Genomic DNA, 24,768 nt, shown 5'->3' on the forward strand with positions numbered 1-24,768 from the left:
ACGTCGCCCGTGACCGGGCGGACGAGGACGAGTCTAGGCGACGAACGACAACCATGTCATTCGCCTCCGGCGAGTCGTCTGGACAAAACCTCCGGCGCCCGTGCGGCCCGCACGGCGACCGTAGGACGGGGACACCGCGGGGTGGTCTGCGCGCCTCGGGTTCGTCGCTAGGGTTGCGGCGTGAGCCAAGCCCCGCAGGCAGACCTCGTGATCGTGGCCAACCGGCTGCCCGTGGACCGCGTACGCCTTCCCGACGGGACGGACTCGTGGCGCCGTTCCCCCGGCGGGCTGGTGACGGCCCTCGAGCCGGTGCTGCGGTCCAACGACGGCGCCTGGATCGGCTGGCCGGGATCGGCTGACGACGACGACTTCGAGCCGTTCGTGGAGGACGGGCTCTCGCTGGTGCCGGTGTCGATGAGCGCGCGCGAGGTCGAGGAGTTCTACGAGGGCTTCTCCAACGGCACGCTGTGGCCGCTCTACCACGACGTGGTCGCCAAGCCGGAGTTCCACCGTGAGTGGTGGGACTCCTACGTCACGGTCAACCAGCGCTTCGCCGACCGGGCCGCCGAGGTCGCCGCCGACGGCGCGACCGTGTGGGTGCAGGACTACCAGCTCCAGCTCGTCCCGCAGATGCTGCGCGCCCAGCGCCCCGACCTGCGCATCGGGTTCTACCTCCACATCCCGTTCCCCCCGGCCGAGCTGTTCTCCCAGCTGCCGTGGCGCCGCCAGATCCTGGAGGGGCTGCTCGGCGCCGACCTCATCGGCTTCCAGCTCCCGGGGGCCGCGGCCAACTTCGTCCGGCTGGTGCGCAGCCGGGTCGGCCACAAGACCCACCGCGACACCATCTACCTCCCCGACGGCCGCCCGGTGCGGGCCACGGCGTTCCCGATCTCGATCGACACCGCCGGCTTCGAGGAGCTCGCCCGGTCCGAGGGCGTGGCCACGCGGGCGGCCGAGATCCGCGAGGCGCTCGGCAACCCGCGGCGCATCTTCCTCGGCGTCGACCGCCTCGACTACACCAAGGGCATCCACTCCCGCCTGCGTGCCTTCGGCGAGCTCATCCGCGACGGCCAGATCGACGTCGAGGACGCCGTCTTCGTCCAGGTCGCGACACCCTCGCGCGAGCGCGTCGAGCAGTACCGCATCCTGCGCGACGACATCGAGCTGCTGGTGGGGCGCATCAACGGCGACCACGGCCGCATCGGCCGGCCGGCGATCTCCTACATGCACTCGTCCTACCCGCGCGAGGAGATGGCCGCGCTCTACCGCGCCGCCGACATCATGGTCGTGACCCCGCTGCGCGACGGGATGAACCTCGTCGCCAAGGAGTACGTCGCGTGCCGCTTCGACGACGACGGCGCGCTCGTGCTCTCGGAGTTCGCCGGGGCCGCCCAGGAGCTGCGCCAGGCCTGGCTGGTCAACCCCTACGACATCGACGGCATGAAGGCGGCCCTGCTCGACGCCTACGCGGCGGGCAGCAAGGAGACCTCGCGCCGGATGCGTGCCATGCGCAAGACGGTCGTGCAGCACGACGTGGCCCGGTGGGCCGCCGACTTCCTGCGCGAGCTCGAGGAGCTGCCCGACCACCACGACAAGACGGTGCGCCGCTCCAGCGCTCGCTAGCCGCGACGCGCCGCACCGGCGCTCAGGCCGGCGCGCGCCGCGATGGCGCCGTCTCGTCCTGGGCGACCATGATCTCCTCGATCCCGCGCGCCAGGTCGTCGCGCAGCCGCGGCCAGGCCGGGTCGTAGCCGTAGACCTCCGCCAGCCCCACTGCGGTGCGGGTGCCGTCGACGATGTCGATGTCGCCCGGCCCGATCAGGCCCGGGTGCACGACGCCCACCGCTTCGGAGACCTTGAGCAGGTCGCGTCGCAGCGAGCGGATGTAGTTGGCGGCGCGGACGCTCTTCAGGCTCACGTCGAGGCCTCGGGTGTAGCGCGGGCTCTGCGTCGCGATGCCGACCGGGCAGTGGTCGGTGTGGCACTTCTGGGCCTGGATGCAGCCGATGGACATCATCGCCTCGCGGCCGACGTTGACCATGTCGGCGCCGAGGGCGAAGGCGACCACCGCGTTCTCCGGCACGCCGAGCTTGCCCGCCCCGACGAACACCACGTCGTCGCTGAGACCGGCCGCGGCGAAGCGCCGCCACACCTGGCTGAAGCCGATGCGGAACGGGTAGGCCACGGAGTCGGCGAAGATCATCGGCGCCGCGCCGGTGCCGCCCTCCCCGCCGTCGATGTTGACGAAGTCGACGCCGCGCCGCGCCGAGCCGCTGCCCGCCGACATCGCCTCGACCAGCTCGTCCCACATGGTGAGGTTGCCGACCGCCGACTTGATGCCGACCGGCAGGCCGGTCGCCTGGGCGACCGTCTCCACGAAGTCGAGCAGCGAGTCGATGTCGTGGAAGACCGTGTGGCGGCTCGGTGAGGCACAGTCCTTGCCCTCCTCGATGCCGCGGATCTCCGCGATCTCCCTGCTGACCTTCTCCCCGGGCAGCATCCCGCCGAGGCCGGGCTTGGCGCCCTGGCTGAGCTTGATCTCGATCGCGCGCACCGGCGCCGACTGCACGACCTCGACCAGCCGGTCGAGGTCGAAGCGGCCCTGCTCGTCGCGACAGCCGAAGTAGGACGTGCCGATCTGGAAGACGATGTCGCCGCCGTGGCGGTGGTGGGGCGACAGCGCTCCCTCGCCGGTGTTCTGCAGGCAGCCGGCCATCGCCGCGCCCCGGTTGAGCGCCTCGACGGCCTTGCCCGAGAGCGAGCCGAAGCTCATGCCGGAGATGTTGACGACCGACGACGGGCGGAAGGCGTGCGTGCGCCCGCGCGCGGCCCCCATCACCTTGGCGCACGGCAGCACGATCTCCTCCTGGGCGTGCGGCATGGTCGCCGCGCCCGGGCCGGTGAACGTGCGGTGCTTGATGATCGGGTAGCCCTCGACGCGCTCGACGTCGTTGTCGGTGCCGAAGCCGAAGTAGTTGTTCTCCAGCTTGGCGCTGGCGTAGACCCAGCTCCGCTGGTCACGGCTGAAGGGGCGCTCCTCGTCGTTGCTGGTGACGATGTACTGACGCAGCTCGGGCCCGAACCTCTCGAGGAAGAAGCGGGCGTGGCCGACCACCGGGAAGTTGCGGATGATCGCGTGCTTGGTCTGGACGAGGTCGTGCACCGTCGTCGCGGCCGCCGCCGCCGCGGTGCCGCCGAGGATCGCGTACCTCCACTTCATCCCTCGTTCCTAGCCGTCCCGCGACGCGTTGTCGAGGACGACCCGTCCCGATGGGGGGGGCTCAGGCGAGCTCGCCGCGGGCAAGGCTCACCCCGGAGTGCGTGGGATCGCCGTCGTCGGGCTCGATCGAGATGTCGACGATGCGGTAGCCCTCGTCGATGAGCCGCATCGGGACGGCGAACTCGCCCTCGTCGCCGGCGGCGAGCAGGCCGATCGAGATCATCCGCTTGCCATCGACGTTGATCAGCCAGACCTCGCGCACGCCCGGCTCGTCGCCCAGCTCGCTGGCGGAGACCCGGATGGTGAAGACGTCGTCGTGGCGCACCGCGCTGGCCTCGCCGCGTGCGGCGTCGCTGTCGAGGGCGGTCAGGGACGCGGCCGCGACCACCGTGCCGGTGTCGGTGGGCGGCTCGACGGCCTCGGGGACCTCCTCGCCCGTGCCGACGCGTCCGAGCCCGACGCCCGCGAGGAGGGCGAGTGCGGCAGCGATCCCGGCCAGCCACAGGGGCACGCCGCGGCGGCCGGGCGCCTGGTCGGAGCGGTCCGGGCGTCCGGCCCTCCCGGACGTCTCGGACGTCTCCGGCTGGGCGGGGTCGGACGTGGTCGCCGGGAGCGGGACCGGCGCCTCGCCGGCACGCACCTCGGCGAGCACCCGCTCGCGCAGACCCGGGGGCGGCGCGACCAGCGCGTCGGCGCCGGTGCGGCGGCGTGCGCCGGTGAACGCCGCGACCGCGCCCGCGCACTCCGGGCACGCCGCGACGTGCTCGCGCACGTCGGGCGGCCCGTCGCGGGGGTCGAGCGCGAGCCCGGCCAGCTGCTCGGGATCAACGTGACTCATGGCGCACCCCCTCCAGCTGCTGGTGGAGCTTCATCAGGCCACGGCGCACGTGGCTCTTCACGGTGCCGAGCGGCAGGCCGATCTTCTCGGCGATCTCGGCGTGGCTGTGGTCCTCCCAGAAGGCGAGGAGCAGGATCGTGCGGCGCGGGTCGGGGAGGTCCTCGACGGCCTGGCGCACCACCAGCCGCTCGGCGACCTCGTCGTCGGCGGACTGGACGGCGTCGTCGCGGGCCCCGGGCAGCGACACCACGGCGGCGAGCCTGTCGGCGTCGCGGGAGCGGGACGCCCGCACGTCGGCGACCTTGTGCCGGGCGATCCCGACGAGCCAGGCCGGCAGCGCCGCGGGGCTCGGGGTCAGCGTGTGGCGGCTGCGCCAGGCGGCGACGAAGACCTGCTGCGTGACGTCCTCGGCGTCGTGGACGTCGCGGAGGGCGCGCAGCGCGAACGTGTGGACCAGCGACGACCAGCGGTCGTAGATCTCCTCGAGGGCGGCCTCGTCGCCGGCGACGAGGCGCGCGGCGAGCGTCAGGACGTTCTCGTCCTGCTCGTCCTCGAACGACGCCGCCCCGGTCACCACCGGGTCACCGTACCGGCGAGGCCCGCGAGCGGGGAACGGGATGATGGTCATCGTCGCTCCCCGCCCGCCTGGTTGCCTCGTGTCGTGCGTGGTCGTCCGCTGCTGGGGCGGGGCTCAGAGGTCGATCGGGCGGAGCACCCGGTCGATCCCGTGGGCGATCTGCTTGTTGCCCTTGTTGAGGTCGAGGGCCTTGAGCACGACCTTGGGGTCGCGGTCGTTGCGGTCGCCGTCCTTGAGCGTGATGCTCACCCGCGGCTTGGTCTTGACCTTGACGGTGACCTTGCCGCCCTGGGCGGTCGTCAGCTTGGCGCCGTTGGCCTTGAGCACCTTGCTGCTGGTGAGCGTCGCGCCCGGCACGACGTGGTAGAGCAGGACGGTCTCGATGGTGTCGACACCGGCGAGCTCGACGAGGGCGGCGAAGACCTTCTTCTCGCTCTTGATCGTCTTGCCGGACAGGTCCTTGGCCAGCTGGCGGAAGGCCTCGTCGGTCGGGGCGAAGGCGGTGAGGCGCTTGGAGCCGTCAGCCAGCAGCGCGACCGGGGAGTCGGGCTTGGCGCCGATGACGGCCAGGGCGGCCTCGGTGAGGATGTCGAAGTCCTTGTTGTTCTTGTCGAACTTGTTGCCGTCGGAGGTGAGGAGGGCGGCAAGGCTCTCGTCGCCCGCGGGCTTCGCGCTGGCGGCGGGCGCGGTGGCCCCCATCGCACCGAGGGCGAGGGCCGACGTGGCGAGGATGGCGGGAACGCGTCGCAACATGAGCTGGGTCCTTCCGTCAGGGGCGCCCGTTGGCGCCCGTCACCCCCTTCTCCGCACGAACCCCGCCGCCGGATGCACCTCCTGCGTAGATTTCTTCCATGGACCTCATCCCCAAGCCCGACCAGGTGGTCGCCGCGGCCGGAAACGTCGCGCACACGCTGCTCTACGGCGGGCTGGCAGACCTGCGGCCGATGCCGCGGACACTGATCGACGACGGGGAGCTGCGCGAGGTCTACCACTACCGCCCGGCCAAGGACGTCCCCCAGACCGGCGACCCCGTGCTGCTGGTGACCCCACTGGCGGCGCCGGCGCTCTGCTACGACCTGCGCCGGGGCTGCTCCCTGGTCGAGCACCTGGTCTCCCGGGGGCGTCCGACCTACCTCGTGGAGTACGGGCAGGTCTCGTTCCGCAACCGGTCGCTGGGCGTGGAGCACTGGGTCGACGAGGTGCTGCCGGCGGCGATCGAGGCCGTCCACGAGCACTCCGGCGGCCGGGGCGTGCACCTCGTCGGGTGGAGCCTGGGCGGCATCTTCACCCTCCTCGTCGCGGCCGACCGGCAGGACCTGCCGATCGCCTCGATCACGGTGGTGGGCTCGCCGGTCGACGTGACCAAGGTGCCGCTCGTGGCGCCGGTGCGCCCCCTGCTCAACCTGACGCAGGGCAGGGGCGCCATCACGCGGGCCTACCGGGCGCTCGGCGGCGTGCCCACCCCGCTGGTCAACTGGGCGTTCACCGCCGCCTCCGCGCAGAAGATCGTCACCAAGCCGCTGGCGGTGCTGACCCACCTCGACGACACCGACTACCTCGCCCAGATGGAGGCGGTCACCCGGTTCATGTCCAACATGACCGCCTACCCCGGCCGGACCTTCGGCCAGCTCTACCACCGCTTCGTCAAGGGCAACGCGCTCGCGACGGGCCGGATGCCGGTCGGTGACCGCACCGTCGACCTCGCGGCGATCTCGGTGCCGGCGCTCGTCTTCGCGGGCAACACCGACGGCATCGCGCCGCTCCCGGCCGTACGCGCCGTGGTGCCGCTGCTGACCGGCTCGCCCGAGGTGCGCTTCGAGGTCGTCCCCGGCGGCCACCTCGGCATGCTCAGCGGCCGGGCCGCGCGCGCGACCACCTGGACCGCGATCGACGAGTGGGTCTCGCAGTGGTCGCGCGGACCGCTGCCCTCGACCGGACCGCCGGCGCCCGAGACCCGGGCGACCAGCGCCGGGCCGGCGCCCCGCAGGACGAGCAGCACGGCGGCCGCGAAGAAGGCCGCGAAGAAGGCCGCCACGAAGAAGGCCGCCACGAAGACGCCGGCCACGAAGAAGGCCGCCAAGAGGACGCCGGCCACGAAGGCCCCCGCCACCAAGACGCCGCCGGCCACGAAGACGCCGGCCAAGAAGGCCACCAAGACGCCTGCCAAGACGCCTGCCAAGACGCCTGCCAAGAGGACGCCGGGCAAGAGGACGCCGGGCAAGAAGACGGCTGCCACCAAGACGCCCGCCAAGAAGACCGCCCCCGCCGCCGGCACGATCGGCTCCAACCCCACGCGCCGCTACGGCTCGGCGGGCTCCCGCGCGCTGGGTGGCCGGTGAGCGACCCGGCCGACGCCGCCCGGCTGCCGCGCGCCGTCCGCATCGGCTACGGCAGCGGCTCGGTCGCGACCGGTGCCTTCGGCACCGTCCCCGGGCTGATGCTCCTGCCTTACCTGACCGACGAGCTCGGCATCGCGGCGATCTGGGCCGGGGTGATCGTGTTCCTGCCCAAGGCCTGGGACGTGGTGCTCAACCCGGTCGCCGGCCGGATCAGCGACCGCACGGTCGACCCCGACGGTCCCCGGCGACCCTGGCTGCTGCGCGCCGGGCTGATGCTGGCAGGGGCGTTCGCGCTGATCTTCGCGGCCCCCGACCTCGAGGGCCGGTGGCTCGAGGCGGGCTGGGTGCTGCTGTTCTTCGTGCTGGCGGCGTCGGCCTACGCGTTCTTCCAGGTGCCCTACGTCGCGATGCCGGCGGAGATCACCTCGTCCTACGACGAGCGCACCCGGCTGATGACGTGGCGCGTGGCCATCCTGGCCCTGACGATCATGCTCGCCGGGGCGAGCGCGCCGGTGATCCGCGACGCGGTGGGCGGCAGGGACGGCTACCGCGTGATGGGCGTGGTCATGTCGGTGGTCATCCTGGCGGGCATCCTCGGGGCGTGGTGGGGCACCCGGCGGGCGCCGATCGGCGCCGTGGTCGCCGGGGCCGGGTCGCTGGGTGAGCAGCTGCGCGTCGTGGCGCGCGCCCGCGACTTCCGGGTGCTGCTGACGACGTTCATGCTGCAGGCGCTGGCCACCGGCTGCATGCTGGCGGGCGTCGCCTACGTCGCCGAGGACCTGCTCGGCCGCAGCGGCGCGGCCACCATCCTCTTCGTCTGCTTCGTCGGACCTGCGCTGCTGCTGACACCGCTGTGGGCGCGCTGGGGCGAGCGGGTGGGCAAGAAGCAGGGCTACGCCGCCGCGTCGGTGGTGCTCGCGACGGGTGCCGCCCTGGCGGTGCTGTCGCGGGGCGGCAACGACCTCTGGACGTTCGTCGCGACCGGGCTCGTCGGGGTCGGCTACGCGGGCTGCCAGGTCTTCCCGATGGCGATGCTCCCCGACGTCGCGGCCGTGGACGCGGCCCGCACCGGCGAGAACCGCGCCGGCGTCTACACCGGCGTCTGGACCGCGGGCGAGACGCTCGGGCTCGCGCTCGGGCCGGCCGTCTTCGCCCTGATGCTCGCGCTCGGTGGCTACCTCTCGAGCGAGGGCCGCGACCTCAGCCAGCCCGACTCGGCCCTGACCGCCATCGCGCTGGGCTTCTCGCTCGTGCCGGCGGCGCTGACCCTGGCCAGCCTGCACTGGCTGCGGCAGTACACCCTCGACCCCGCCGACGTGGCGAACGCCCAGCAAGCCCCGAGGAGCCCTGCGTGAGTGACCCGATCGAGAGGCTCGCGGCCCTCCAGGCCCGCGACCTGCCCGTGCACGGCGGCCGGACCCTGGCCTACGTCTACGACTCGGGCGAGCCCGAGGTCGACCGCGTCGCCCGGCAGGCGGTGGCCGCGTACGCCGCGTCCAACGCGCTCGACCCGACGGCGTTCCCCTCCCTGCTGCAGATGGAGAACGAGCTGGTCGGCTTCGCGTGCGGCCTGCTGGACGCGCCGGAGTCCGCGGTCGGGACGGTGACGTCGGGCGGCACCGAGTCGATCCTGCTGGCCGTGCAGGGGGCGCGTGACAGCCGCCCCGGGGTGGCCCGGCCGCGGATGGTGGTGCCCGCCACCGCGCACGCGGCGTTCCACAAGGCCGCGCACTACTTCGGGGTGGAGGCCGTGCTCGTGCCGGTCGGGCCCGACCACCGCGCCGACGCGCGGGCGATGGCGGAGGCGATCGACGACGACACGGTGCTCGTCGTGGCGAGCGCGCCCTCGTACGCCCACGGGGTCGTCGACCCGGTCGCCGAGATCGCGGCCACAGCGGCCGCCCGCGGCGTCCGCTGCCACGTCGACGCGTGCATCGGCGGATGGGTGCTCCCCTACGCCGCCCGGCTCGGCCGCCCGGTCGCGCCGTGGACCTTCGCCGTGGACGGGGTCACGTCGATCTCGGTGGACACCCACAAGTACGCCTACGCCCCCAAGGGCACCTCGCTGCTGCTGCACCGCGACGCGGCGCTGCGCCGCCCGCAGTACTTCGCCTCCGCTGCCTGGCCGGGCTACACGATGCTCAACGCGACGACGCAGTCGACGCGCTCGGGCGGGCCCGTGGCCGGCACGTGGGCGGTCGTGCAGCACCTCGGGGACGACGGCTACCTCGCCCTCGCCGACCGCGCGCTCTCGGCCCTCGACGCGGTCGTCGCGAGCATCGAGGCGCAGCCCGCGCTGCGGCTCGTGGCGGTCCCCGACTCGACCCTGGTCGCCCTGGCGACCGACGACACCTGCGACCCGTTCACGCTGACCGACGAGCTCGTCTCGCGCGGGTGGTACGTCCAGCCGCAGCTCTCCCACGGCGACGAAGGACCGAGCATCCACCTGTCGGTGAGCGCCGGCACGCTCGCGCACGTCGACGACTTCGCCGACGCCCTGTCGGCGTCGGTCGCGGCGGCCCGGGAGGCCGGGCCGGTCGCGGTCGACGCCGGCGTGGTGGCGTTCATCGAGGCACTCGACCCCGCCTCGCTCGGCGACGACGACTTCGACGGCCTGCTCGCCGCGTCCGGGCTCGTGGGCGAGTCGGGCGCCGGGGAGCTCGAGCTGCCCACCCGGATGGCCGAGGTCAACGCGATGCTCGACGTGGCCTCCCCGCCGATGCGCGAGGCGCTGCTGGTGGCGTTCCTGGACCGGCTCCAGCGCCCGGTGCGCGAGGTGGGCCGATGAGCGCGCTCGCCGGGCTCGTGGAGAAGGGGCTGGTGGCGCCCGACTGGGCGCAGGCGCTGGCCCCGGTCGACGACCGGATCGCGGCGATGGGCCGCTTCCTGCGCGAGGAGGTGGCCGCCGGGCGCGGCTACCAGCCGGCGGGCGACCTGGTGCTCCGCGCGTTCCGGCGCCCGCTCGCCGACGTACGCGTCCTGGTCGTGGGGCAGGACCCCTACCCCAACCCGGCGCACCCGATCGGGCTGAGCTTCGCCGTCGAGCGGCACGTGTGGCCGCTGCCACCCAGCCTGGTCAACATCTACGTCGAGCTGCGCGACGACCTCGGGATCGTCCCGCCGCGCCACGGCGACCTGTCGGCGTGGGCCGACCAGGGCGTGATGCTGCTCAACCGCACGCTCACCGTGCGGCCCGGCGACTCCAACAGCCACCGGGGCAAGGGGTGGGAGCCGATCACCGAGCGGGCGATCACCGCCCTCGCCGAGCGCGGCGGGCCGTGCGCGGCGATCCTCTGGGGACGGCACGCCCAGTCGCTGCGCCCGCTCCTCGGCGAGGTGCCGTGCGTGGAGTCGCCCCACCCCTCACCGCTCAGCGCGCGCCGCGGATTCTTCGGCTCGAAGCCCTTCAGCACGGTCAACCGGCTGCTGGAGGAGCAGGGCGCGGAACCGGTCGACTGGCGACTTCCGGAATATAGTTGAATCTCGTACTATTGAGGATGTCATGACCACTTCCATGCCTGCCCTGTACATCGGCCACGGTGCGCCGCCGCTACTCGACGACCCGACCTGGTCGGGCCAGCTCGCGGCCTGGGCCGGCGACCTGCCCCGCCCCACCGCGATCCTCATCGTCAGCGCCCACTGGGAGTCCGCGCCGGTGAGCCTCAGCGCCAGCGGGGCGCCGCTGGTCTACGACTTCGGCGGATTCGCGCCGAAGTACTACCAGATGACCTACGAGACGCCCGACGCCACGGCGCTGGCCCAGCGGGTCGCGGCGATGATGCCGAGCGGCGAGCCGGTGCACCAGCACACCTCGCGCGGACTCGACCACGGCGCCTGGGTGCCGCTGAGGATCATGTACCCCGAGGCCGACATCCCGGTGCTGCAGATGTCGTTGCCGACCGACGACCCCGCGCGCCTGATGGCGCTCGGCGAGCGGCTGCGCCCGCTGCGCGAGGAGGGCGTGCTGATCATCGGCTCCGGCTTCCTCACCCACGGCCTGCCGTTCCTCGAGGAGTTCCGCATCGACGCGCCTGCCCCCGGCTGGTCGGTGGACTTCGACCTCTGGGCCGCCGACGCCATGGCCCGCGGCGACGTCGACACCCTGTCGGACTACCGGGCCAAGGCTCCGGGCATGCCCTACGCCCACCCGACCGTCGAGCACTACACGCCGCTGTTCGTGACCCTGGGCGCGGCGACGACGGCCGACCAGCCCGGCATCCAGGTCATCGACGGCTACTGGATGGGACTGTCCAAGCGGTCGCTCCAGGTCGCCTGAGACACCTCGACTAGTCTCGGCGCGTGCGCGTCCTCTCGATCCAGTCCCACGTCGCCTACGGCCACGTCGGCAACTCCGCGGCCGTCTTCCCCCTGCAGCGCCTGGGTCACGAGGTGTGGCCGGTGCTGACGGTCAACTTCTCCAACCACACCGGGTACGGCTCGTGGCGCGGGCCGATGATCCCGGCCCAGGACGTCGCCGACGTGATCACCGGCATCGAGGAGCGGGGCGCGTTCGAGACGTGCGACGCGATCCTGTCGGGCTACCAGGGCTCACCGGAGATCGCCGACGTCATCGCCGACGCGGTCGCCCGGGTCAAGGCCGCCAACCCGGCGGCGACCTACACCTGCGACCCGGTCATGGGCAACGCCACCTCCGGGTGCTTCGTCAACCCGGCGATCCCGCCGAAGTACCGCTCGACCGTCATCCCGGTGGCCGACGTGCTGACGCCCAACCAGTTCGAGCTCGGCTTCATCACCGGGCGCGACGCGCTGAGCGGGCCGTCCTCGCTCGAGGCCATCCTGTCCGCCGTCGAGGAGGTCCGGGCCCTGGGCCCCCAGACCGTCCTGGTCACCTCGGTCGACCGCGACGGGGCGCCGGACGACGCGATCGAGATGATCGCCGTGACCGACGAGGGCGCCTGGCTGGTGACCACCCCCCGCCTGCCGATGAAGGCCAACGGCTCCGGCGACATCACCGCCGCGCTCTTCACCGCCCACCTGCGCACCACCGGATCCCCCGCCGACGCGCTGGCGCGCACGGCCTCCTCGGTGTTCGCGGTGCTCCGGCAGACCCTCGACTCCGGCGACCGCGAGCTGCGGCTGATCGACGCGCAGGACGCCATCGCCGACCCGGCGTGCGAGTTCGAGGTCGAGCGGCTCCGCTGAGCCGCAGGGCAGCGCCGAGCCGGTGACACTGGAGCCGGTGACAGGAATCGAACCCGCGACATCATTATTACAAGTAATGCGCTCTACCAACTGAGCTACACCGGCGTGCGCCCGCGAGCGCGCGGCAATCCTAGGTGAGGGAGGATTGCGCGCGTGAGCCTCCTCCACCTCCCGCACCACGACGGCTCGCCGCTACACGTCTGTGACGAGGCGCCCGCGCTCGGCGCCACGGTGACCGTCCGGGTGCGCACCGACGCCGGCGATCCGGTCGACGCGATCTGGCTGCGCACGACGTACGACGCCGAGCCGGTCTACCACCCGATGACCCGCAGCGACACCGACACCGGCGGCGTGGTCTGGTGGGAGGGCGAGCTGCCGGTGCACAACCCCGTCACGCACTACCGCTTCCTTCTCGTGCGCGCCGTCGCCGACGGGGAGAGCGCGCAGGAGTGGCTGACCGGGGCGGGCCTGGTCGGCCACGACCTGCCCGACGCCGCGGACTTCCGGATCGCGGCCTACCCGCCGGCACCGGACTGGGGACGCGACGGGGTCGTCTACCAGGTCTTCCCCGACCGGTTCGCCCGGTCGGCGGCGGCCGACCGGCGCGAGGTGCCCGACTGGGCCCTGCCGGCCGACTGGGACGACGAGGTGGTGTTCGAGGGCAGCGACCCGCGCACGCCCATGCAGCTCTTCGGCGGCGACCTGGACGGCATCGCCGAGCACCTCGACCACGTCGCCGCGGTGGGCGCCGACATCCTCTACACGACCCCCGTCTTCCCGGGCGAGAGCAACCACCGCTACAACGCCACGACCTTCACCGAGGTCGACCCGCTGCTCGGGGGCAGCGAGGCGTACGCCCGGCTGAGCGCTGCGGTGCACGCGCGCGGGTGGCACATCCTGGGCGACCTCACCACCAACCACACCGGCGACACGCACGAGTGGTTCCTCGCCGCCGCCGACGGCCCCGACGACCCCCACCGCTCCTTCTACTACTTCGACGAGGACGGCGGCTACGCCAACTGGATGGGGCACGGCACCCTGCCGAAGATCAACCACGCCAACCGCGACGTGCGCCACGCGATGGTCGAGGGCCCCGACTCGGTCGTCGGCCGCTGGCTGCAGCCCCCCTACGACGTCGACGGGTGGCGCATCGACGTCGCCAACATGACCGGCCGGCTGGGCGACATCGACGTCGCCCACGAGGTGGCGCGCACGGTGCGCGCCACGGCGACGGCGCTGCGCGCGGACGCGTGGGTCATCGGCGAGCACAACCACGACGCCACGGGTGACGTCGACGGCGACGGCTGGCACGGCACCATGAACTACTCCGGGTTCTCGTGGCCGGTGTGGTCGTGGGTCCGCGACCCGGCGTCCCCGGCGCGTCCCTTCGGCCGCCCGGTGCCCGTCCCCCGCCGCGGCGGCCCGGCCGTCGTGGAGACGTTCCGAGCGTGGCAGGGCGCCCTCGGCTGGCGGGCGACCGCGTCGAGCTGGAACATCCTCGGCTCCCACGACTCCGCCCGGATCCGCACCCTCGTCGGCGGCGACGCCGCCGTCCACCGGGTGGCGGCCGGCCTGCAGTTCACCCTGCCCGGCGTCCCGATGGTCTTCGCCGGGGACGAGATCGGCCTCGAGGGCGTCAACGGCGAGGACGCGCGCCGCCCGATGCCGTGGCACCGGCGCGAGGAGTGGGACGAGCAGACACTGCGCACCTACGCCGACCTGGCCCGGGTGCGACGCGCCCACCCGGCCCTGCGCCGGGGCGGGTTGCGCTGGGCCCACGTCGACGCCGACACCATCGCCTACCTGCGCGAGCTCCCGGGCCGGGCCGCGCTGGTCGTCGCCCGCCGCGCCGCGTCAGGAGCGTTCACCCTCCCGCTCGGCGCCGCGCGGCACCTGCTCGGCTCGGAGCCGGGCGGCACCGACCTCGCCCCGGGCCCGGGCGGCATCGAGGTCCCGGCCAGCACCGGCCCCCGCGTCGACGTGTGGGACCTCGTCAGCGAGTAGCGTGCGGCGTATGGCCATGCGCACCGTCGCCAGCCGGCCGGACCCGGCCATCCTCCGCCTGCCCTGGCACCTCCCGCTGGAGGACTGGCCCGACGACGTGGTCGTGCCGCTGCCCCGCGGCCTGTCACGCCACGTGGTGCGCATCGTGCGGCTCGGCACGCGCGTCTACGCGGTGAAGGAGACCACCGGCGACATCGCCTTCCGCGAGTACCGGATGCTGCGCGACCTCCAGCGGCTCGGCATGCCGTCGGTGGTGCCCCATGGCGTCGTCACGGGCCGCGCGACGCGCGAGCGCGAAGAGCTGCCCGCCGCGCTGATCACCCAGCACCTGCGCTTCTCACTCCCCTACCGCACCCTCTTCAGCAGGGGCATGGACGCCGACCACGTCCCGACGCTCATCGACGCGATCGTCGTCCTGCTGGTCCGCCTGCACCTCGCCGGCTTCTACTGGGGCGACGTGTCGCTGTCCAACGTGCTGTTCCGCCGCGACGCCGGCGCCCTCGCCGCGTACCTGGTCGACGCGGAGACCGGTGAGCTGCACGAGTCCGTGAGCGACCGGCTGCGGGAGTACGACATCACGGTGGGCTGCGAGAACATCTTCGCCGAGCTGATGGACCTGAGCGCGAGCGGCGCCGTCAACCGACCCATCGACGGGTTGGCCGTCGTCGAGCACCTCCGCTCCCGCTACGAGACGCTGTGGCGCGAGCTGACCGACCTCGAGGAGTTCGGCGGCGACGAGATGTGGCGCATCGAGCGGCGGGTCGAGCGGCTCAACGACCTCGGCTTCGACGTCGACGAGCTCGACATCGTCACCGACCTCGGCGGCGACACGATCCGCATCCAGCCGAAGGTCGTCGACCTCGGCCACCACACCCGCGAGCTGCGCGACCTGACCGGCATGACCGTGCAGGACAACCAGGCCCGCCGGCTGCTCAACGACATGGCGGCCTACACCGCCAACAACGACCTCGGCCGCGAGGACCGACACGTCGTCGCGAGCCGGTGGATGCACGAGGTCTTCGAGCCGATCATGGCGATGATCCCGCCCGACGCCACCGGCAAGCTCGAGCCCGCCGAGGTCTTCCACGAGATCCTCGAGCACCGCTGGTACCTCTCCGAGCGCGCCGGCCAGGAGGTCGACATCTTCGAGACAGCCCGCGACTACATCAACCGCTTCCTCACGACCCGGCCCGACGAGGCGATCACCGGTCAGGTGTGATTCGCGGCAGCAGGCGTGATCGGCTCCCACTCGCCGACCTGCCACGTGCCGTTGGTGCGCAGCCGCACCCACTGCAGCCCGAGCGGGCGTCCCTCGGCGTAGGTGACCAGGGTGACCTCGGCGTCGCGCCGCGGCTTGCTGCCCAGCGCGATGGCGTACGCCGCCCCGCCGGTCGTGCCGTTGGTCCATGCGTAGCCGGTGCCGCCGTCCTCGCCCTCGACGGCGTCCGGGCCGGCCTGCACGTGCGTGTGCCCGCCGAGCACCAGGTCGACGCAGCCCCGGGCCAGTGCCTCGCGACCGAGGTTGGCGTCGTGGACCAGCACGGTGCTGACCCGCTCGCCGTCCTCGGCGGCCGCGCAGGCGTCGTCGGCGAGCCGGTCGCCCACCTCGGCGAAGCTCAGCCCGGACTCCTCGCGCCAGCTGCCCAGACCGCTGCTGCGCGGGTCGTCGACGCCGAGCAGCGTCCCGCCCCAGGGGGCGTCGACGACCTCGCCGTCGAGCATGGTCCACCCCAGGTCGGCGAGGTAGGTGCCGACGAACTCGCCGTGGTCGTGGTTGCCCGCGACACCGAAGCGCTCCCAGTCCTCGAACGTCGCGTCGAGGGAGTCGAGGCTGAACGCCTCCCACGGCTGCCCGGTCGAAGTGTCGTCGCCGGCGTCGAGCACGACGGTGGCGCCGGCCGCCTCGCCGATGGCGCGCGCGACCCGGTCCATGCCGATGTTGTCGTGCCGGTCGCTGACGAGCAGGGCGACCGTCTCGTCGTCCCCGGGCGTGCGCAGGCCCTCCTCGACGAGCCCCGCCGCCGCCTCGGCGGCCGAGGAGTAGAACTCCTTGCTCTTGTCGTAGGTGTCCACGGCGCTGAGCACCAGCCGCTTGCTCTGCGTGGTGACCGGGCCCGCACGCACCTCGATGTCGCGGACCTCCCCCGGCAGCCGCACGTCCGGCCCGACCAGCTCGGCCAGCGTCTGCCAGCCGGCCCCGTCCTCCTGGGTCTGCTCGTCGCGCTCCCACGGCTGCCACAACAGCAGCGGCAGGGCGAGCACCAGGACGAGTGCGAGCACGCCCTGCCTGGTGCGGAGCCCGCGGACCAGCTCGTCGCGACGCCGGTGGCCCAGCAGCAGGAAGACGGCGAGCGGCAGCAGGCCGACCGCCAGCCCGCGCAGCGCCGCGGTGACCGCCATGTCGACCACGACGTCCTGGACCTTGTCGATCGGCGCGGTGGGGTCGGCGGCGATCAGGGCGTAGCGCTCGACCAGCTCCTCGATCGAGCCGACCTCGGTCTTCCCGAGCGTGAGGGTGACCCCGAGCGGACCCACGTCACGGAAGCGGAGGTCGGGCAGCAGCGGTCCGGTCTGCACCACCGCGTCGGGCGTCAGCGTGGGCCGTACGACGGTGTCGTGGCCGACGAGCACCACGGTGCGGCTGCTGGTGAGGAACAGCGAGACCGCCACCGCGAGTCCCAGCGCCAGGCTCAGCGCGGCCAGCGTGACGCCGACCAGCAGCCGGCGCGGGGTGGGGGTCATCGCTCGGCGCGGGCCTGCGAGATCGCGTAGAGGGCCACTGAGGCGGCGACCCCGGCGTTGAGCGACTCGAGCTGGCCGGACATCGGGATCGACACGATCTGGTCGCACGTCTCCGCGACCAGCCGGCTCAGGCCCTTGCCCTCGGAGCCGACGACCACCACGAGCGGGCCCTCGGCCAGGCCGCCGGGGGCGACCAGCTCGGGCAGCGAGATGTCGCCGTCGGCGGCCAGGCCCACGACCATGCAGCCGGCGTCCTGGTAGGCCTTGAGCTGGCGGGTCAGGTTGACCGTCTGGGCGACCGGCAGCCGTGCCGCGGCACCGGCGCTGGTCTTCCACGCCGAGGCGGTCATCCCGGCGGCGCGGCGCTCGGGGATCAGCACGCCGTGCGCGCCGAACCCGGCGGCAGAGCGGATCACCGCGCCGAGGTTGCGCGGGTCGGTGACGGAGTCGAGGGCGACGACGAGCACCGGCTCCTTGGCCTCGGCGGCGCGCTCGAGCAGGTCGTCGGCGTGGGCGTACTCGTAGGCCGGCAGCCGCGCCGCGAGTCCCTGGTGGACGGCACCGCCGGTCATCCGGTCCATCTCGTTGCGGGTCACCTCGAGCAGGTTCAGCCCCTGCTCGGCGGCGAGCTTGAACGCCTCGCGCATCCGGCCGTCGCGCTCGGCGCCCTCGGCGACGTAGACGGCCGTGACCGGCACGCCGGCCTGCAGCAGCTCGACGACGGAGTTGCGCCCGGCCGCCCACTCGGCGTCGGAGCTGGTGCGCCGCCGGGGGCGGGTGCCCTTGTCGCGCTCAGCGCGCTTGGCCGCCTTGTGCGCCTGGTGGTAGGGCCGGTCCTTGGCCTTGGGCGTGGGACCGCGGCCCTCGAGGCCGCGGCGCACGCGACCGCCCGACCCGGCGGTGGGGTTGCCCTTGCCCGTCTTCTTGATGGCGCCCTTGCGCTGCGAGTTGCCGGCCACGTCACACACTCCCCAACACAGTCGTCCACCGTGGGCCGGTCGGGGTGTCCTCCACCTCGACGCCGGCCGACTTGATCCGGTCCCGGATGGCATCGGCGCGAGCCCAGTCCTTGGCCTCGCGCGCCGCCGTCCGCTCCTCTAGCAGTCCCCGCACCAGCGCGTCCACCACTCCGGTGAGCGTCTCGTCGGAGCCGCTGCTCGACGCCCAGACGGGGTCGGCCGGGTTGAGGCCGAGCACGTCGAGCATGGCGACCACCTCGCCGAAGCGCTGTCCCAGCTCCTCCGACGGCCCCGTGGCCAGGAGCCGGTTGCCCTCGCGGACGGACTCGTGGACGACCGCGACGGCGGCGGGGGTGCCGAGGTCGTCGTCCATCGCGTCGGTGAAGGCGTCGGGCACCGAGGCGAACCACGTGCCGACGACGCCCGAGGCGCGCTCGAGGAAGTCCTCGATGCGGCGGAACGCGCGCGCCGACTCCTCGAGGGCCTCGAAGCTGAACTCGACGTGCGAGCGGTAGTGCGCCGAGACCATGTAGTAGCGCAGCTCGACGCCGCGCACCCGCTCGAGCACCGACGGGACGAGCAGCGAGTTGCCCAGCGACTTGCTCATCTTCTCGCCGGCGGTGGTGATCCAGGCGTTGTGCAGCCAGTAGGACGCGAACGGGCGCCCGGCCGCCCGGGACTGCGCCTGCTCGTTCTCGTGGTGCGGGAACCGCAGGTCGACGCCGCCGCCGTGGATGTCGAAGGCGGGGCCGAGGTACTTGCCGGCCATCGCCGAGCACTCGATGTGCCAGCCCGGCCGCCCGCGTCCCCACGGGCTCGGCCAGGAGGCGGTGCGCGGCTCGGAGTCCTGCTTCCAGCCCTTCCAGAGGGCGAAGTCGCGGGGGTCGCGCTTGCCGCGGGGGTCGGCGTCGCCGGCGGGCTCCATGTCGTCCACCCGCTGGCGGGTCAGCTCGCCGTAGGCGGGCCAGCTGCGGACGTCGAAGTAGACGTCGCCGCTGCCGTCGCCGGCGGCGTAGGCGTGCCCGCGGGCGATCAGCTCCTCGATCAGCTCCACGATCTCGGGGACGTGGCCCGTGGCGCCCGGCTCGTAGGTCGGGGGCAGCACGTTGATGGCGGTCAGCGCCGCGTCGAGCTCGCGCTTCATCGCGGACGCGAGGGCGTACCAGTGGATGCCGAGCTCGGCGGACTTGGTGAGGATCTTGTCGTCGATGTCGGTGACGTTGCGGATGAAGTCGACCTCGTGGCCGGTGGCCTCGAGCCAGCGGCGGAGCACGTCGAAGTTGACCGCGGACCGGACGTGGCCGACGTGCGGCTCCGACTGCACGGTCAGCCCACACACGTAGATGCCGACCTTGCCCGGGGTGAGCGGGACGAAGTCGCGGGTCTCGCGCGTCGCGGTGTCGTGGAGCCTCAGGGTCACCGGGCAAGTCTAGGGCGAGCGGGGCGATCCGCTGGCTTCGCCGAGTGCGGGAGGCCGCCGGCCAGTGTGACTCCTGAGACGCGTGGGACTTCTCGGGTTATCGTCGAACGGTGCTCCGACGTCTCGCGACCCTCGCCCTGCCCCTGCTGATGGCCACCTCGCTGGTCCCCGCTGCCGGCGCGGCCGAGGTGGCCGCGCCGTCCTCCGACGCACGTACGCGCGCGACCGCGCAGGTCCAGCTGACGTCCTGGAGCAGCTATGCCGACTTCAAGGCCGGCAAGCGCCGCGGCCTCAAGCTCGGCCGCGGCCAGGTCTCGATGCTCCGCGCCAAGCCCCGCACCGTCGCCGGCAAGGCCTACGAGGCCGGCACCTGGACCTCCCCGTGGGCGACGCCCGGCTTCGGTGCGACCGCGTTGGTGCCGAGCTGGGAGGCCACCACGCCCGGCCGGACGATGGTGCGTGTCGAGCTGCGGGCCCGCGACGCGAGCGGGCGCACCGGGTCGTGGGACACCGTGGCCGACTGGGCGCGCGGCAACCGACCGGTGAAGCGGGCGACGTACACCGGCCAGGCCGACGACCTCGGCCGCGTCAGCGCCGACACCTGGTACGCCGCGGGCGCCGTGACGTCGTGGCAGGTGCGCGTCACGCTCCTGCGGCCGAAGAGCTCGGCCAAGGCGGTCAGCCTCGAGCGCATCGGCGCGGTCGCCTCCGCCGACGCCTCGGCGCCGCGCCCGACCTCCCAGCCCGGCCCGGCGGCGGGCACCGTGCTGCCCGTGCCGACGTACTCCCAGATGGTGCACAGCGGCCACTACCCCGCCTGGGGCGGCGGCGGGGAGGCGTGGTGCTCGCCCACCTCCACCGCGATGGTGCTCGCCTACTACGGCATCTCCCCGACGCCCGCCGGGATCACGCCCGGCCACGCCGACGCCGTCGTCGACCACACCGCGAAGATGGTCTACGACCACGGCTACCGCGGCACCGGCAACTGGGCCTTCAACACCGCCTACGCCGCCACCCTCGTCGCCGGCGACTCCTACGTCACCCGGATGCGCGACCTGCGCGAGGCCGAGGACCACATCGCCGCCGGCGTGCCGCTGGTGGTGTCGATCGCCTTCGGCCGCAACCAGCTCGCCGGCGCTCCGATCTCGGCGAGCAACGGGCACCTGCTGGTGATCGTCGGCTTCGAGGCCGACGGCGACGTCGTGGTCAACGACCCCGCGGGGGCGACCAACGCCGAGGTGCGCCGCGTCTACGACCGCGCGCAGTTCGAGCGACTGTGGATCGCGGCCTCCGGCGGGACGGCGTACGTCATCCGCAACAGCTGACCCCGCCGCCCGTCGAGTCGGCGCGTCCTGACCCCGCAGCCCCGTCGAGTCGGCGCATCCTGACGCCCCGGCCCCGTCGAGTCGGCGCATCCTGACGCCCCGGCCCCGTCGAGTCGGCGCATCCTGACGCCGGTATGCCAGGACGCGCCGCCTCGACCTCTGTCAGCGGTCAGGACGCGCCCACTCGACCCCTGTCAGCGGTCAGGACGCGCCCACTCGACCCCCATCAGCGCTCAGGACGCGCCCACTCGACCTCGATCGGGGTGGTCAGACGGCGCGGAAGTCGACGGTGTGCCAGCCGGTGGCGCCGTCGGGGTCGGGCGAGCGCACGACGCTGGTCTGCGTCTCGCCGTCCGTGCCGGTGGCGCGGACCCGGACCTCGTGCTCTCCCTCGGGGACGTCGAGCGTGGCCGCCCACTGCACCCAGGTGTCCGCCGACGGCACGCGGCCGAGCTCGGCGGGGGTCCAGGCGCCGCCGTCGACCTGCACCTCGACCGACTCGATCCCGGTGTGCTGGTGCCAGGCGACGCCGCCGAAGCGCACCGGGCCGGCCTCCACCTCGGCGCCCGCGCGCGGCACGTCGATCCGCGAGGCGATCTTGACCGGTCCCTCGGCCGACCAGCCCTTGGTGGTCCAGTAGCCGGTGGAGCGGGCGAAGGTGCTCACCTCGAGGTCGACGACCCACTTGGTGGCCGAGACGTAGCCGTAGAGGCCCGGCACGATCGTGCGCACGGGGAAGCCGTGCTCGATCGGCAGCGGGCGGCCGTTCATCGCGACGGCGAGCATGGCGTCGCGGTCGTCGGTGAGCGCCTCGAGCGGGGTCGCGCAGGTCCAGCCGTCGTGCGAGGTCTGGAGGACGCAGTCGGCCTCGGGCGAGACGCCCAGGCCCTCGAGCAGGTCGGCGATGCGTACGCCGCTCCACCGGGCGTTGCCGACGAGGCCGCCGCCGATCTCGTTGCTCACGCACGACAGCGTGATCCACGACTCCGTCATCCTGCGCGCGACGAGGGCGCTGAAGTCGAGGGTGAGCTCGCGCTCGACCAGCCCGTGGATGCGCAGCGACCACTCCTCCGGCTCGATGACCGGCTTCGCGATGGTCGTGTCGATCAGGTAGAAGTCCTCGTTGGGCGTCTGCCACGGCGCGACGCCGGCCACGCCGACCGAGGTGGCGGCCGGCGGCTCGCGCCGCGTGACGCCGGGGATGCGGAGCAGCCGGCGGCTGGCCTCGACGCGCCGGCGACCGGCACCGACGACCCGGCCGGCGACGGCGATGCCGAGCGCCGCCACGGACACCGCTCCGGCGACCATCAGGAAGACGCGCCGCTCGCGCGACTCGAGGTCGGGGCGGCGTCGTCCCCGCTCGAGGGCGTCGGTGAGCGCCGAGTGGAGCGTGACCCAGGTGAGCAGGCCCACCGCCACCGGGAGCGCGTCGACGGCGCTCGCCTGGCGCTGGGTCAGGACCGCGGCCAGGCCCACCCCGGCGAGCGGGAGCCAGACCAGCAGGGGCCGGTACCAGCCGCCGCGGGCCACCAGCCCCGCCACGGCGAAGCAGCACAGCAGCAGGAGCAGGATGACGAGGACCAGGAACGTCTTGTCGAACTGGCCCAGCACGGAGATGGCCGCCTCGGCGACCGGGCCGGGGGTGAGCCGGATGACCAGCTCGGCCACCGCCACCAGCGGCGCCTCGCGGATCGTGAGCACCATCGCGGTCGCGTAGCTGGTCGCGAGGCCGGCCAGGCCCGCGACGACTCCGGCGAGCATCCAGTACGGACGGCGAGCGGTCACAGGGCCCATTGTGACGGGCGTCCGGCATGATGCCGACGTGACCTCCCCCCACCCCGTCCCGCGCATCGGCATCGGCACCGACGTGCACCGCCTCGTCGCCGGTGTGCCGATGCACCTCGCCGGCCTGGCCTGGCCCGACGAGCCGGCCGGGCTCGAGGGCCACTCCGACGCCGACGTCGCCGCCCACGCCGCCTGCGACGCCCTGCTGTCGGCGGCCGGCCTCGGCGACCTGGGCAGCAACTTCGGCACCTCGGCCCCCGAGTGGGCCGGAGCGTCGGGGGCCACGCTGCTCGCGGAGACCGCCCGACGGGTGCGCGACGACGGCTGGGAGATCGGCAACGTCGCGGTGCAGGTCATCGGCAACGTCCCGCGGCTCGGTCCGCGCCGCGGCGAGGGGGAGGCCGCCCTGTCGGCCGCGCTCGGCGCGCCCGTGACCCTGTCCGCCACCACGACCGACGGCCTCGGCCTCACCGGCCGCGGCGAGGGCGTGGCGGCGATCGCCACCGCGCTGCTCACCCGCTGAGGCGCGCCGGTGTCCACCGCTGTCGTCATCCTCGCCGCCGGCTCCGGCAGCCGGGTCGGGGCCGAGGTCAACAAGGTGCTGCTGCCGCTGCGCGACGTCCCGGTGCTGGTGTGGTCGGTGCGCGACGCGCTCGCGCTGCCCGACGTACGCCGCCTCGTGCTGGTCGTGCGGCCCGAGGACCGGTCGCTGGTCGCGGCGGCGCTCGCCCCGCACCTCGGCGACCGTGAGGTGCTGCTCGTCGACGGAGGGGCCACCCGGCACGCCTCGGAGTGGGCGGCCCTCCGGGTGCTGGCCGGCGACATCGAGTCCGGCGAGGTCGACGTCGTCGCGGTCCACGACGGCGCCCGGCCGCTGGCGGGGCGCGCGCTGTGGGCGGCCGTGGTCTCCGCCGCCCGCGAGATCGGCGGCGCGATCCCGGTGGTGCCTGTGACCCAGCTGCTCGGGCCCGGCCGGACGGTCGTGGCGGAGCAGGTCGGTGGCGTGCAGACGCCGCAGGCGTTCCGCGCCGACGCGGTGCTGGCGGCCTACCGCGCGGCCGACGCGGACGCGTTCGAGGGCACCGACACCTCGGCGTGCGTCTCGACCTACACCGACGTCGCGGTGGCGGCCGTCGCGGGCAGCGCCCTCAACCTCAAGGTGACCTTCCCCGAGGACGTGGCGCTCGCCTCGGAGCTCACGCCGAACGCTGGGTGAGGGCGGCCAGCAGGCGTACGTCGTCGGGCGAGGAGACCCGTCGGCCCTCGGGCGGCGCCTGCATCATCTCGACCGGGTGGCCCGCGGCCTCGAGGTCGGCCACGGCGCGGGCGAGGTCGCTGGCCGGGCGCCCCGGCAGGGAGGCCAGGACGGCGGCGGGGACCACCAGGGGCGAGGCGACCGCGACGAGCGCGTCACGGTCGAGGGTCTGCCCCACGACGCCGTCGGAGACCACCTTCACCGTGTCGGTCACCGGGCGGGTGCCCACCACGGGGTGGCCGCTCGCGCGCGCCCGCTCGAGGCAGGCGGCGATGAAGTCGGGCGGCGTCATCGGGCACAGCGCGTCGTGGAGGACCAGGTCACACCCGGACTCCACCACCTCGTCCCACGAGACGCCGCCGTCGAGGAGGTCGACGCCGGACTCGCCGAGGCCCCAGGCGGCGCACGCCACCAGGGCCTCGCCGTGAATCAGCGCGTAGGGCAGGGCGCCGCGGTCCTCGTCCAGAACGACGCCGAGGCCCCTGGGAACGTCGTCCCAGGGGCCTCGGTCAGCGTCGTCGACGCTCAGGAGGCGAGCACCTCGTCGAGCATCGCCTCGGCCTTGTCCTCGTTGGTCTTCTCGGCGAGCGCGAGCTCGGAGACGAGGATCTGCCGGGCCTTGGCCAGCATCCGCTTCTCGCCGGCGGACAGGCCACGGTCACGCTCACGGCGCCACAGGTCGCGCACGACCTCCGACACCTTCATGACGTCGCCGGAGTGCAGCTTCTCGAGGTTGGCCTTGTAGCGCCGCGACCAGTTGGTCGGCTCCTCGACGTGGGCCGCGCGCAGCACGTCGAAGACGCGGTCGAGGCCCTCCTTGTCGACGACGTCGCGGACGCCGACGAGGTCGAGGTTGCAGGCCGGGACGCGCACGACCAGGTCCTGCTGTGCGACGATCCTGAGGACGAGGTACTGCCGGTCCTCTCCCTTGATCGTCCGCATCTCGATGTCCTCGATGACCGCGGCCCCGTGATTGGGATAGACGACCGTTTCGCCAACGGTGAAAGTCATATGTTCAGTTCCCCTTCCTAGGTGAGCATTCTAACACGGGTTCGAAGCGGCTCCCGTCGCGTTTGCGCAGGTCAGAGGCCCTATCCGGGCTTGACAGAACGGCCCGTGCTGTGGTGCGGCCCCCCTCCGG

Annotated in this window: 22 protein-coding genes and 1 tRNA gene; 12 read left to right on the forward strand and 11 right to left on the reverse strand. The window is 73.4% G+C overall.

Annotation, left to right across the window (positions count from 1 at the left end; all coding sequences use genetic code 11):
* Positions 1–180: 180 nt before the first annotated feature.
* On the forward strand, positions 181–1,623 hold the full coding sequence (locus tag AC4H2S_RS13930) for an alpha,alpha-trehalose-phosphate synthase (UDP-forming) (protein WP_491497575.1): 1,443 nt from the start codon (positions 181–183) through the stop codon (positions 1,621–1,623).
* 22 nt (positions 1,624–1,645) lie between these two features.
* Here the strand turns inward: AC4H2S_RS13930 and AC4H2S_RS13935 are convergent, their stop codons facing one another.
* From AC4H2S_RS13935 to AC4H2S_RS13950, 4 genes are all read right to left on the reverse strand, one after another.
* Positions 1,646–3,220: a glutamate synthase-related protein gene (locus AC4H2S_RS13935; RefSeq protein ID WP_491497576.1), complete on the reverse strand. Its 1,575-nt coding sequence runs from the start codon at positions 3,218–3,220 to the stop codon at positions 1,646–1,648.
* Between the two features lie 61 nt (positions 3,221–3,281).
* Entirely contained in the window at positions 3,282–4,058 is a 777-nt protein-coding gene (locus AC4H2S_RS13940) for an anti-sigma factor (protein ID WP_491497577.1), read from the reverse strand.
* Entirely contained in the window at positions 4,045–4,635 is a 591-nt protein-coding gene (locus tag AC4H2S_RS13945; RefSeq protein WP_491497578.1) for an RNA polymerase sigma factor, read from the reverse strand. The genes AC4H2S_RS13940 and AC4H2S_RS13945 overlap by 14 nt, the downstream gene beginning before the upstream one ends.
* 114 nt (positions 4,636–4,749) lie before the next feature.
* Positions 4,750–5,388 (reverse strand): fasciclin domain-containing protein, encoded by a 639-nt coding sequence (locus AC4H2S_RS13950; RefSeq protein ID WP_491497579.1) that lies wholly within the window; start codon positions 5,386–5,388, stop codon positions 4,750–4,752.
* 98 nt (positions 5,389–5,486) lie between these two features.
* Between AC4H2S_RS13950 and AC4H2S_RS13955 the strand changes: the two genes are divergently transcribed.
* Genes AC4H2S_RS13955 through pdxY form a run of 6 tightly spaced genes read left to right on the forward strand, consistent with a single transcriptional unit; the run spans position 5,487 to position 12,137 of the window.
* Positions 5,487–6,974, forward strand: a complete 1,488-nt coding sequence (locus AC4H2S_RS13955; RefSeq protein WP_491497580.1) for an alpha/beta fold hydrolase — start codon at positions 5,487–5,489, stop codon at positions 6,972–6,974.
* Positions 6,971–8,329 carry an MFS transporter gene (locus AC4H2S_RS13960; protein ID WP_491497581.1) on the forward strand — a complete coding sequence of 453 codons (1,359 nt, stop codon included), beginning with the start codon at positions 6,971–6,973 and terminating at the stop codon, positions 8,327–8,329. Before AC4H2S_RS13955 ends, AC4H2S_RS13960 begins: the two co-directional genes overlap by 4 nt.
* On the forward strand, positions 8,326–9,762 hold the full coding sequence (locus AC4H2S_RS13965; RefSeq protein WP_491497582.1) for a pyridoxal phosphate-dependent decarboxylase family protein: 1,437 nt from the start codon (positions 8,326–8,328) through the stop codon (positions 9,760–9,762). The genes AC4H2S_RS13960 and AC4H2S_RS13965 overlap by 4 nt, the downstream gene beginning before the upstream one ends.
* Positions 9,759–10,454 carry a uracil-DNA glycosylase gene (locus tag AC4H2S_RS13970; protein ID WP_491497583.1) on the forward strand — a complete coding sequence of 232 codons (696 nt, stop codon included), beginning with the start codon at positions 9,759–9,761 and terminating at the stop codon, positions 10,452–10,454. The genes AC4H2S_RS13965 and AC4H2S_RS13970 overlap by 4 nt, the downstream gene beginning before the upstream one ends.
* Positions 10,455–10,488: 34 nt before the next feature.
* Positions 10,489–11,250, forward strand: coding sequence for a dioxygenase family protein (locus AC4H2S_RS13975; protein ID WP_491497584.1), 762 nt, complete (start codon positions 10,489–10,491; stop codon positions 11,248–11,250).
* Positions 11,251–11,273: 23 nt separating this feature from the next.
* Positions 11,274–12,137 (forward strand): pyridoxal kinase PdxY, encoded by an 864-nt coding sequence (gene pdxY, locus AC4H2S_RS13980; protein ID WP_491497585.1) that lies wholly within the window; start codon positions 11,274–11,276, stop codon positions 12,135–12,137.
* Positions 12,138–12,166: 29 nt separating this feature from the next.
* Here the strand turns inward: pdxY and AC4H2S_RS13985 are convergent.
* Positions 12,167–12,242: transfer RNA gene (locus AC4H2S_RS13985), tRNA-Thr, on the reverse strand.
* Between the two features lie 48 nt (positions 12,243–12,290).
* On the opposite strand from AC4H2S_RS13985, the gene AC4H2S_RS13990 reads away from it, so the two are divergent.
* Both AC4H2S_RS13990 and AC4H2S_RS13995 read left to right on the forward strand, forming a co-directional pair.
* Positions 12,291–14,141, forward strand: a complete 1,851-nt coding sequence (locus AC4H2S_RS13990; RefSeq protein ID WP_491497586.1) for a glycoside hydrolase family 13 protein — start codon at positions 12,291–12,293, stop codon at positions 14,139–14,141.
* 10 nt (positions 14,142–14,151) lie between these two features.
* The gene (locus AC4H2S_RS13995; protein ID WP_491497587.1) at positions 14,152–15,360 is read left to right on the forward strand and encodes a DUF4032 domain-containing protein; all 1,209 of its coding nucleotides are present in this window, start codon (positions 14,152–14,154) and stop codon (positions 15,358–15,360) included.
* Here AC4H2S_RS13995 and AC4H2S_RS14000 read toward each other — a convergent pair.
* Genes AC4H2S_RS14000 through cysS form a run of 3 tightly spaced genes read right to left on the reverse strand, consistent with a single transcriptional unit; the run spans position 15,351 to position 19,262 of the window.
* Positions 15,351–16,883, reverse strand: coding sequence for a metallophosphoesterase (locus tag AC4H2S_RS14000; RefSeq protein ID WP_491497588.1), 1,533 nt, complete (start codon positions 16,881–16,883; stop codon positions 15,351–15,353). The two genes, AC4H2S_RS13995 and AC4H2S_RS14000, sit on opposite strands and share 10 nt — an antisense overlap.
* The gene (rlmB, locus tag AC4H2S_RS14005; protein ID WP_491497589.1) at positions 16,880–17,842 is read right to left on the reverse strand and encodes a 23S rRNA (guanosine(2251)-2'-O)-methyltransferase RlmB; all 963 of its coding nucleotides are present in this window, start codon (positions 17,840–17,842) and stop codon (positions 16,880–16,882) included. Before rlmB ends, AC4H2S_RS14000 begins: the two co-directional genes overlap by 4 nt.
* Position 17,843: 1 nt before the next feature.
* A complete protein-coding gene (gene cysS, locus AC4H2S_RS14010; protein ID WP_491497590.1) occupies positions 17,844–19,262 on the reverse strand; it encodes a cysteine--tRNA ligase in 1,419 nt (472 codons plus the stop codon).
* Positions 19,263–19,372: 110 nt separating this feature from the next.
* Here cysS and AC4H2S_RS14015 point away from each other — a divergent pair, with 110 nt between their 5' ends.
* Complete coding sequence (locus tag AC4H2S_RS14015) at positions 19,373–20,587, forward strand: C39 family peptidase (RefSeq protein ID WP_491497591.1); 1,215 nt, start codon at positions 19,373–19,375, stop codon at positions 20,585–20,587.
* Positions 20,588–20,854: 267 nt separating this feature from the next.
* On the opposite strand, the gene AC4H2S_RS14020 is transcribed toward AC4H2S_RS14015, so the two are convergent.
* Complete coding sequence (locus tag AC4H2S_RS14020) at positions 20,855–22,372, reverse strand: molybdopterin-dependent oxidoreductase (RefSeq protein ID WP_491497592.1); 1,518 nt, start codon at positions 22,370–22,372, stop codon at positions 20,855–20,857.
* A 37-nt stretch (positions 22,373–22,409) separates the two neighbouring features.
* Here AC4H2S_RS14020 and ispF point away from each other — a divergent pair, with 37 nt between their 5' ends.
* Both ispF and AC4H2S_RS14030 read left to right on the forward strand, forming a co-directional pair.
* Positions 22,410–22,895 (forward strand): 2-C-methyl-D-erythritol 2,4-cyclodiphosphate synthase, encoded by a 486-nt coding sequence (ispF, locus tag AC4H2S_RS14025; RefSeq protein WP_491497593.1) that lies wholly within the window; start codon positions 22,410–22,412, stop codon positions 22,893–22,895.
* Between the two features lie 9 nt (positions 22,896–22,904).
* Positions 22,905–23,588, forward strand: coding sequence for an IspD/TarI family cytidylyltransferase (locus AC4H2S_RS14030; RefSeq protein ID WP_491497594.1), 684 nt, complete (start codon positions 22,905–22,907; stop codon positions 23,586–23,588).
* Here AC4H2S_RS14030 and AC4H2S_RS14035 read toward each other — a convergent pair.
* Together AC4H2S_RS14035 and AC4H2S_RS14040 are read right to left on the reverse strand one after the other, a co-directional pair.
* A complete protein-coding gene (locus AC4H2S_RS14035) occupies positions 23,569–24,039 on the reverse strand; it encodes a 2-C-methyl-D-erythritol 4-phosphate cytidylyltransferase (RefSeq protein WP_491497595.1) in 471 nt (156 codons plus the stop codon). The genes AC4H2S_RS14030 and AC4H2S_RS14035 overlap by 20 nt on opposite strands.
* A gap of 113 nt (positions 24,040–24,152) precedes the next feature.
* Positions 24,153–24,638 (reverse strand): CarD family transcriptional regulator, encoded by a 486-nt coding sequence (locus AC4H2S_RS14040; RefSeq protein WP_056602200.1) that lies wholly within the window; start codon positions 24,636–24,638, stop codon positions 24,153–24,155.
* Positions 24,639–24,768: the final 130 nt, after the last annotated feature.

The sequence above is a fragment of the Nocardioides sp. Z13_37 genome (assembly GCF_058355585.1).

What these genes read in the sequence shown, in the direction of transcription:
- AC4H2S_RS13935 (WP_491497576.1), bottom strand. Translation starts at nt 3,220, where the DNA reads ATGAAGTGGAGGTACGCGATCCTCGGCGGCACCGCGGCGGCGGCGGCC.
- AC4H2S_RS13940 (WP_491497577.1), bottom strand. Translation starts at nt 4,058, where the DNA reads ATGAGTCACGTTGATCCCGAGCAGCTGGCCGGGCTCGCGCTCGACCCC.
- AC4H2S_RS13950 (WP_491497579.1), bottom strand. Translation starts at nt 5,388, where the DNA reads ATGTTGCGACGCGTTCCCGCCATCCTCGCCACGTCGGCCCTCGCCCTC.
- AC4H2S_RS13955 (WP_491497580.1), top strand. Translation starts at nt 5,487, where the DNA reads ATGGACCTCATCCCCAAGCCCGACCAGGTGGTCGCCGCGGCCGGAAAC.
- AC4H2S_RS13970 (WP_491497583.1), top strand. Translation starts at nt 9,759, where the DNA reads ATGAGCGCGCTCGCCGGGCTCGTGGAGAAGGGGCTGGTGGCGCCCGAC.
- AC4H2S_RS13975 (WP_491497584.1), top strand. Translation starts at nt 10,489, where the DNA reads ATGCCTGCCCTGTACATCGGCCACGGTGCGCCGCCGCTACTCGACGAC.
- AC4H2S_RS13995 (WP_491497587.1), top strand. Translation starts at nt 14,152, where the DNA reads ATGGCCATGCGCACCGTCGCCAGCCGGCCGGACCCGGCCATCCTCCGC.
- AC4H2S_RS14000 (WP_491497588.1), bottom strand. Translation starts at nt 16,883, where the DNA reads ATGACCCCCACCCCGCGCCGGCTGCTGGTCGGCGTCACGCTGGCCGCG.
- AC4H2S_RS14040 (WP_056602200.1), bottom strand. Translation starts at nt 24,638, where the DNA reads ATGACTTTCACCGTTGGCGAAACGGTCGTCTATCCCAATCACGGGGCC.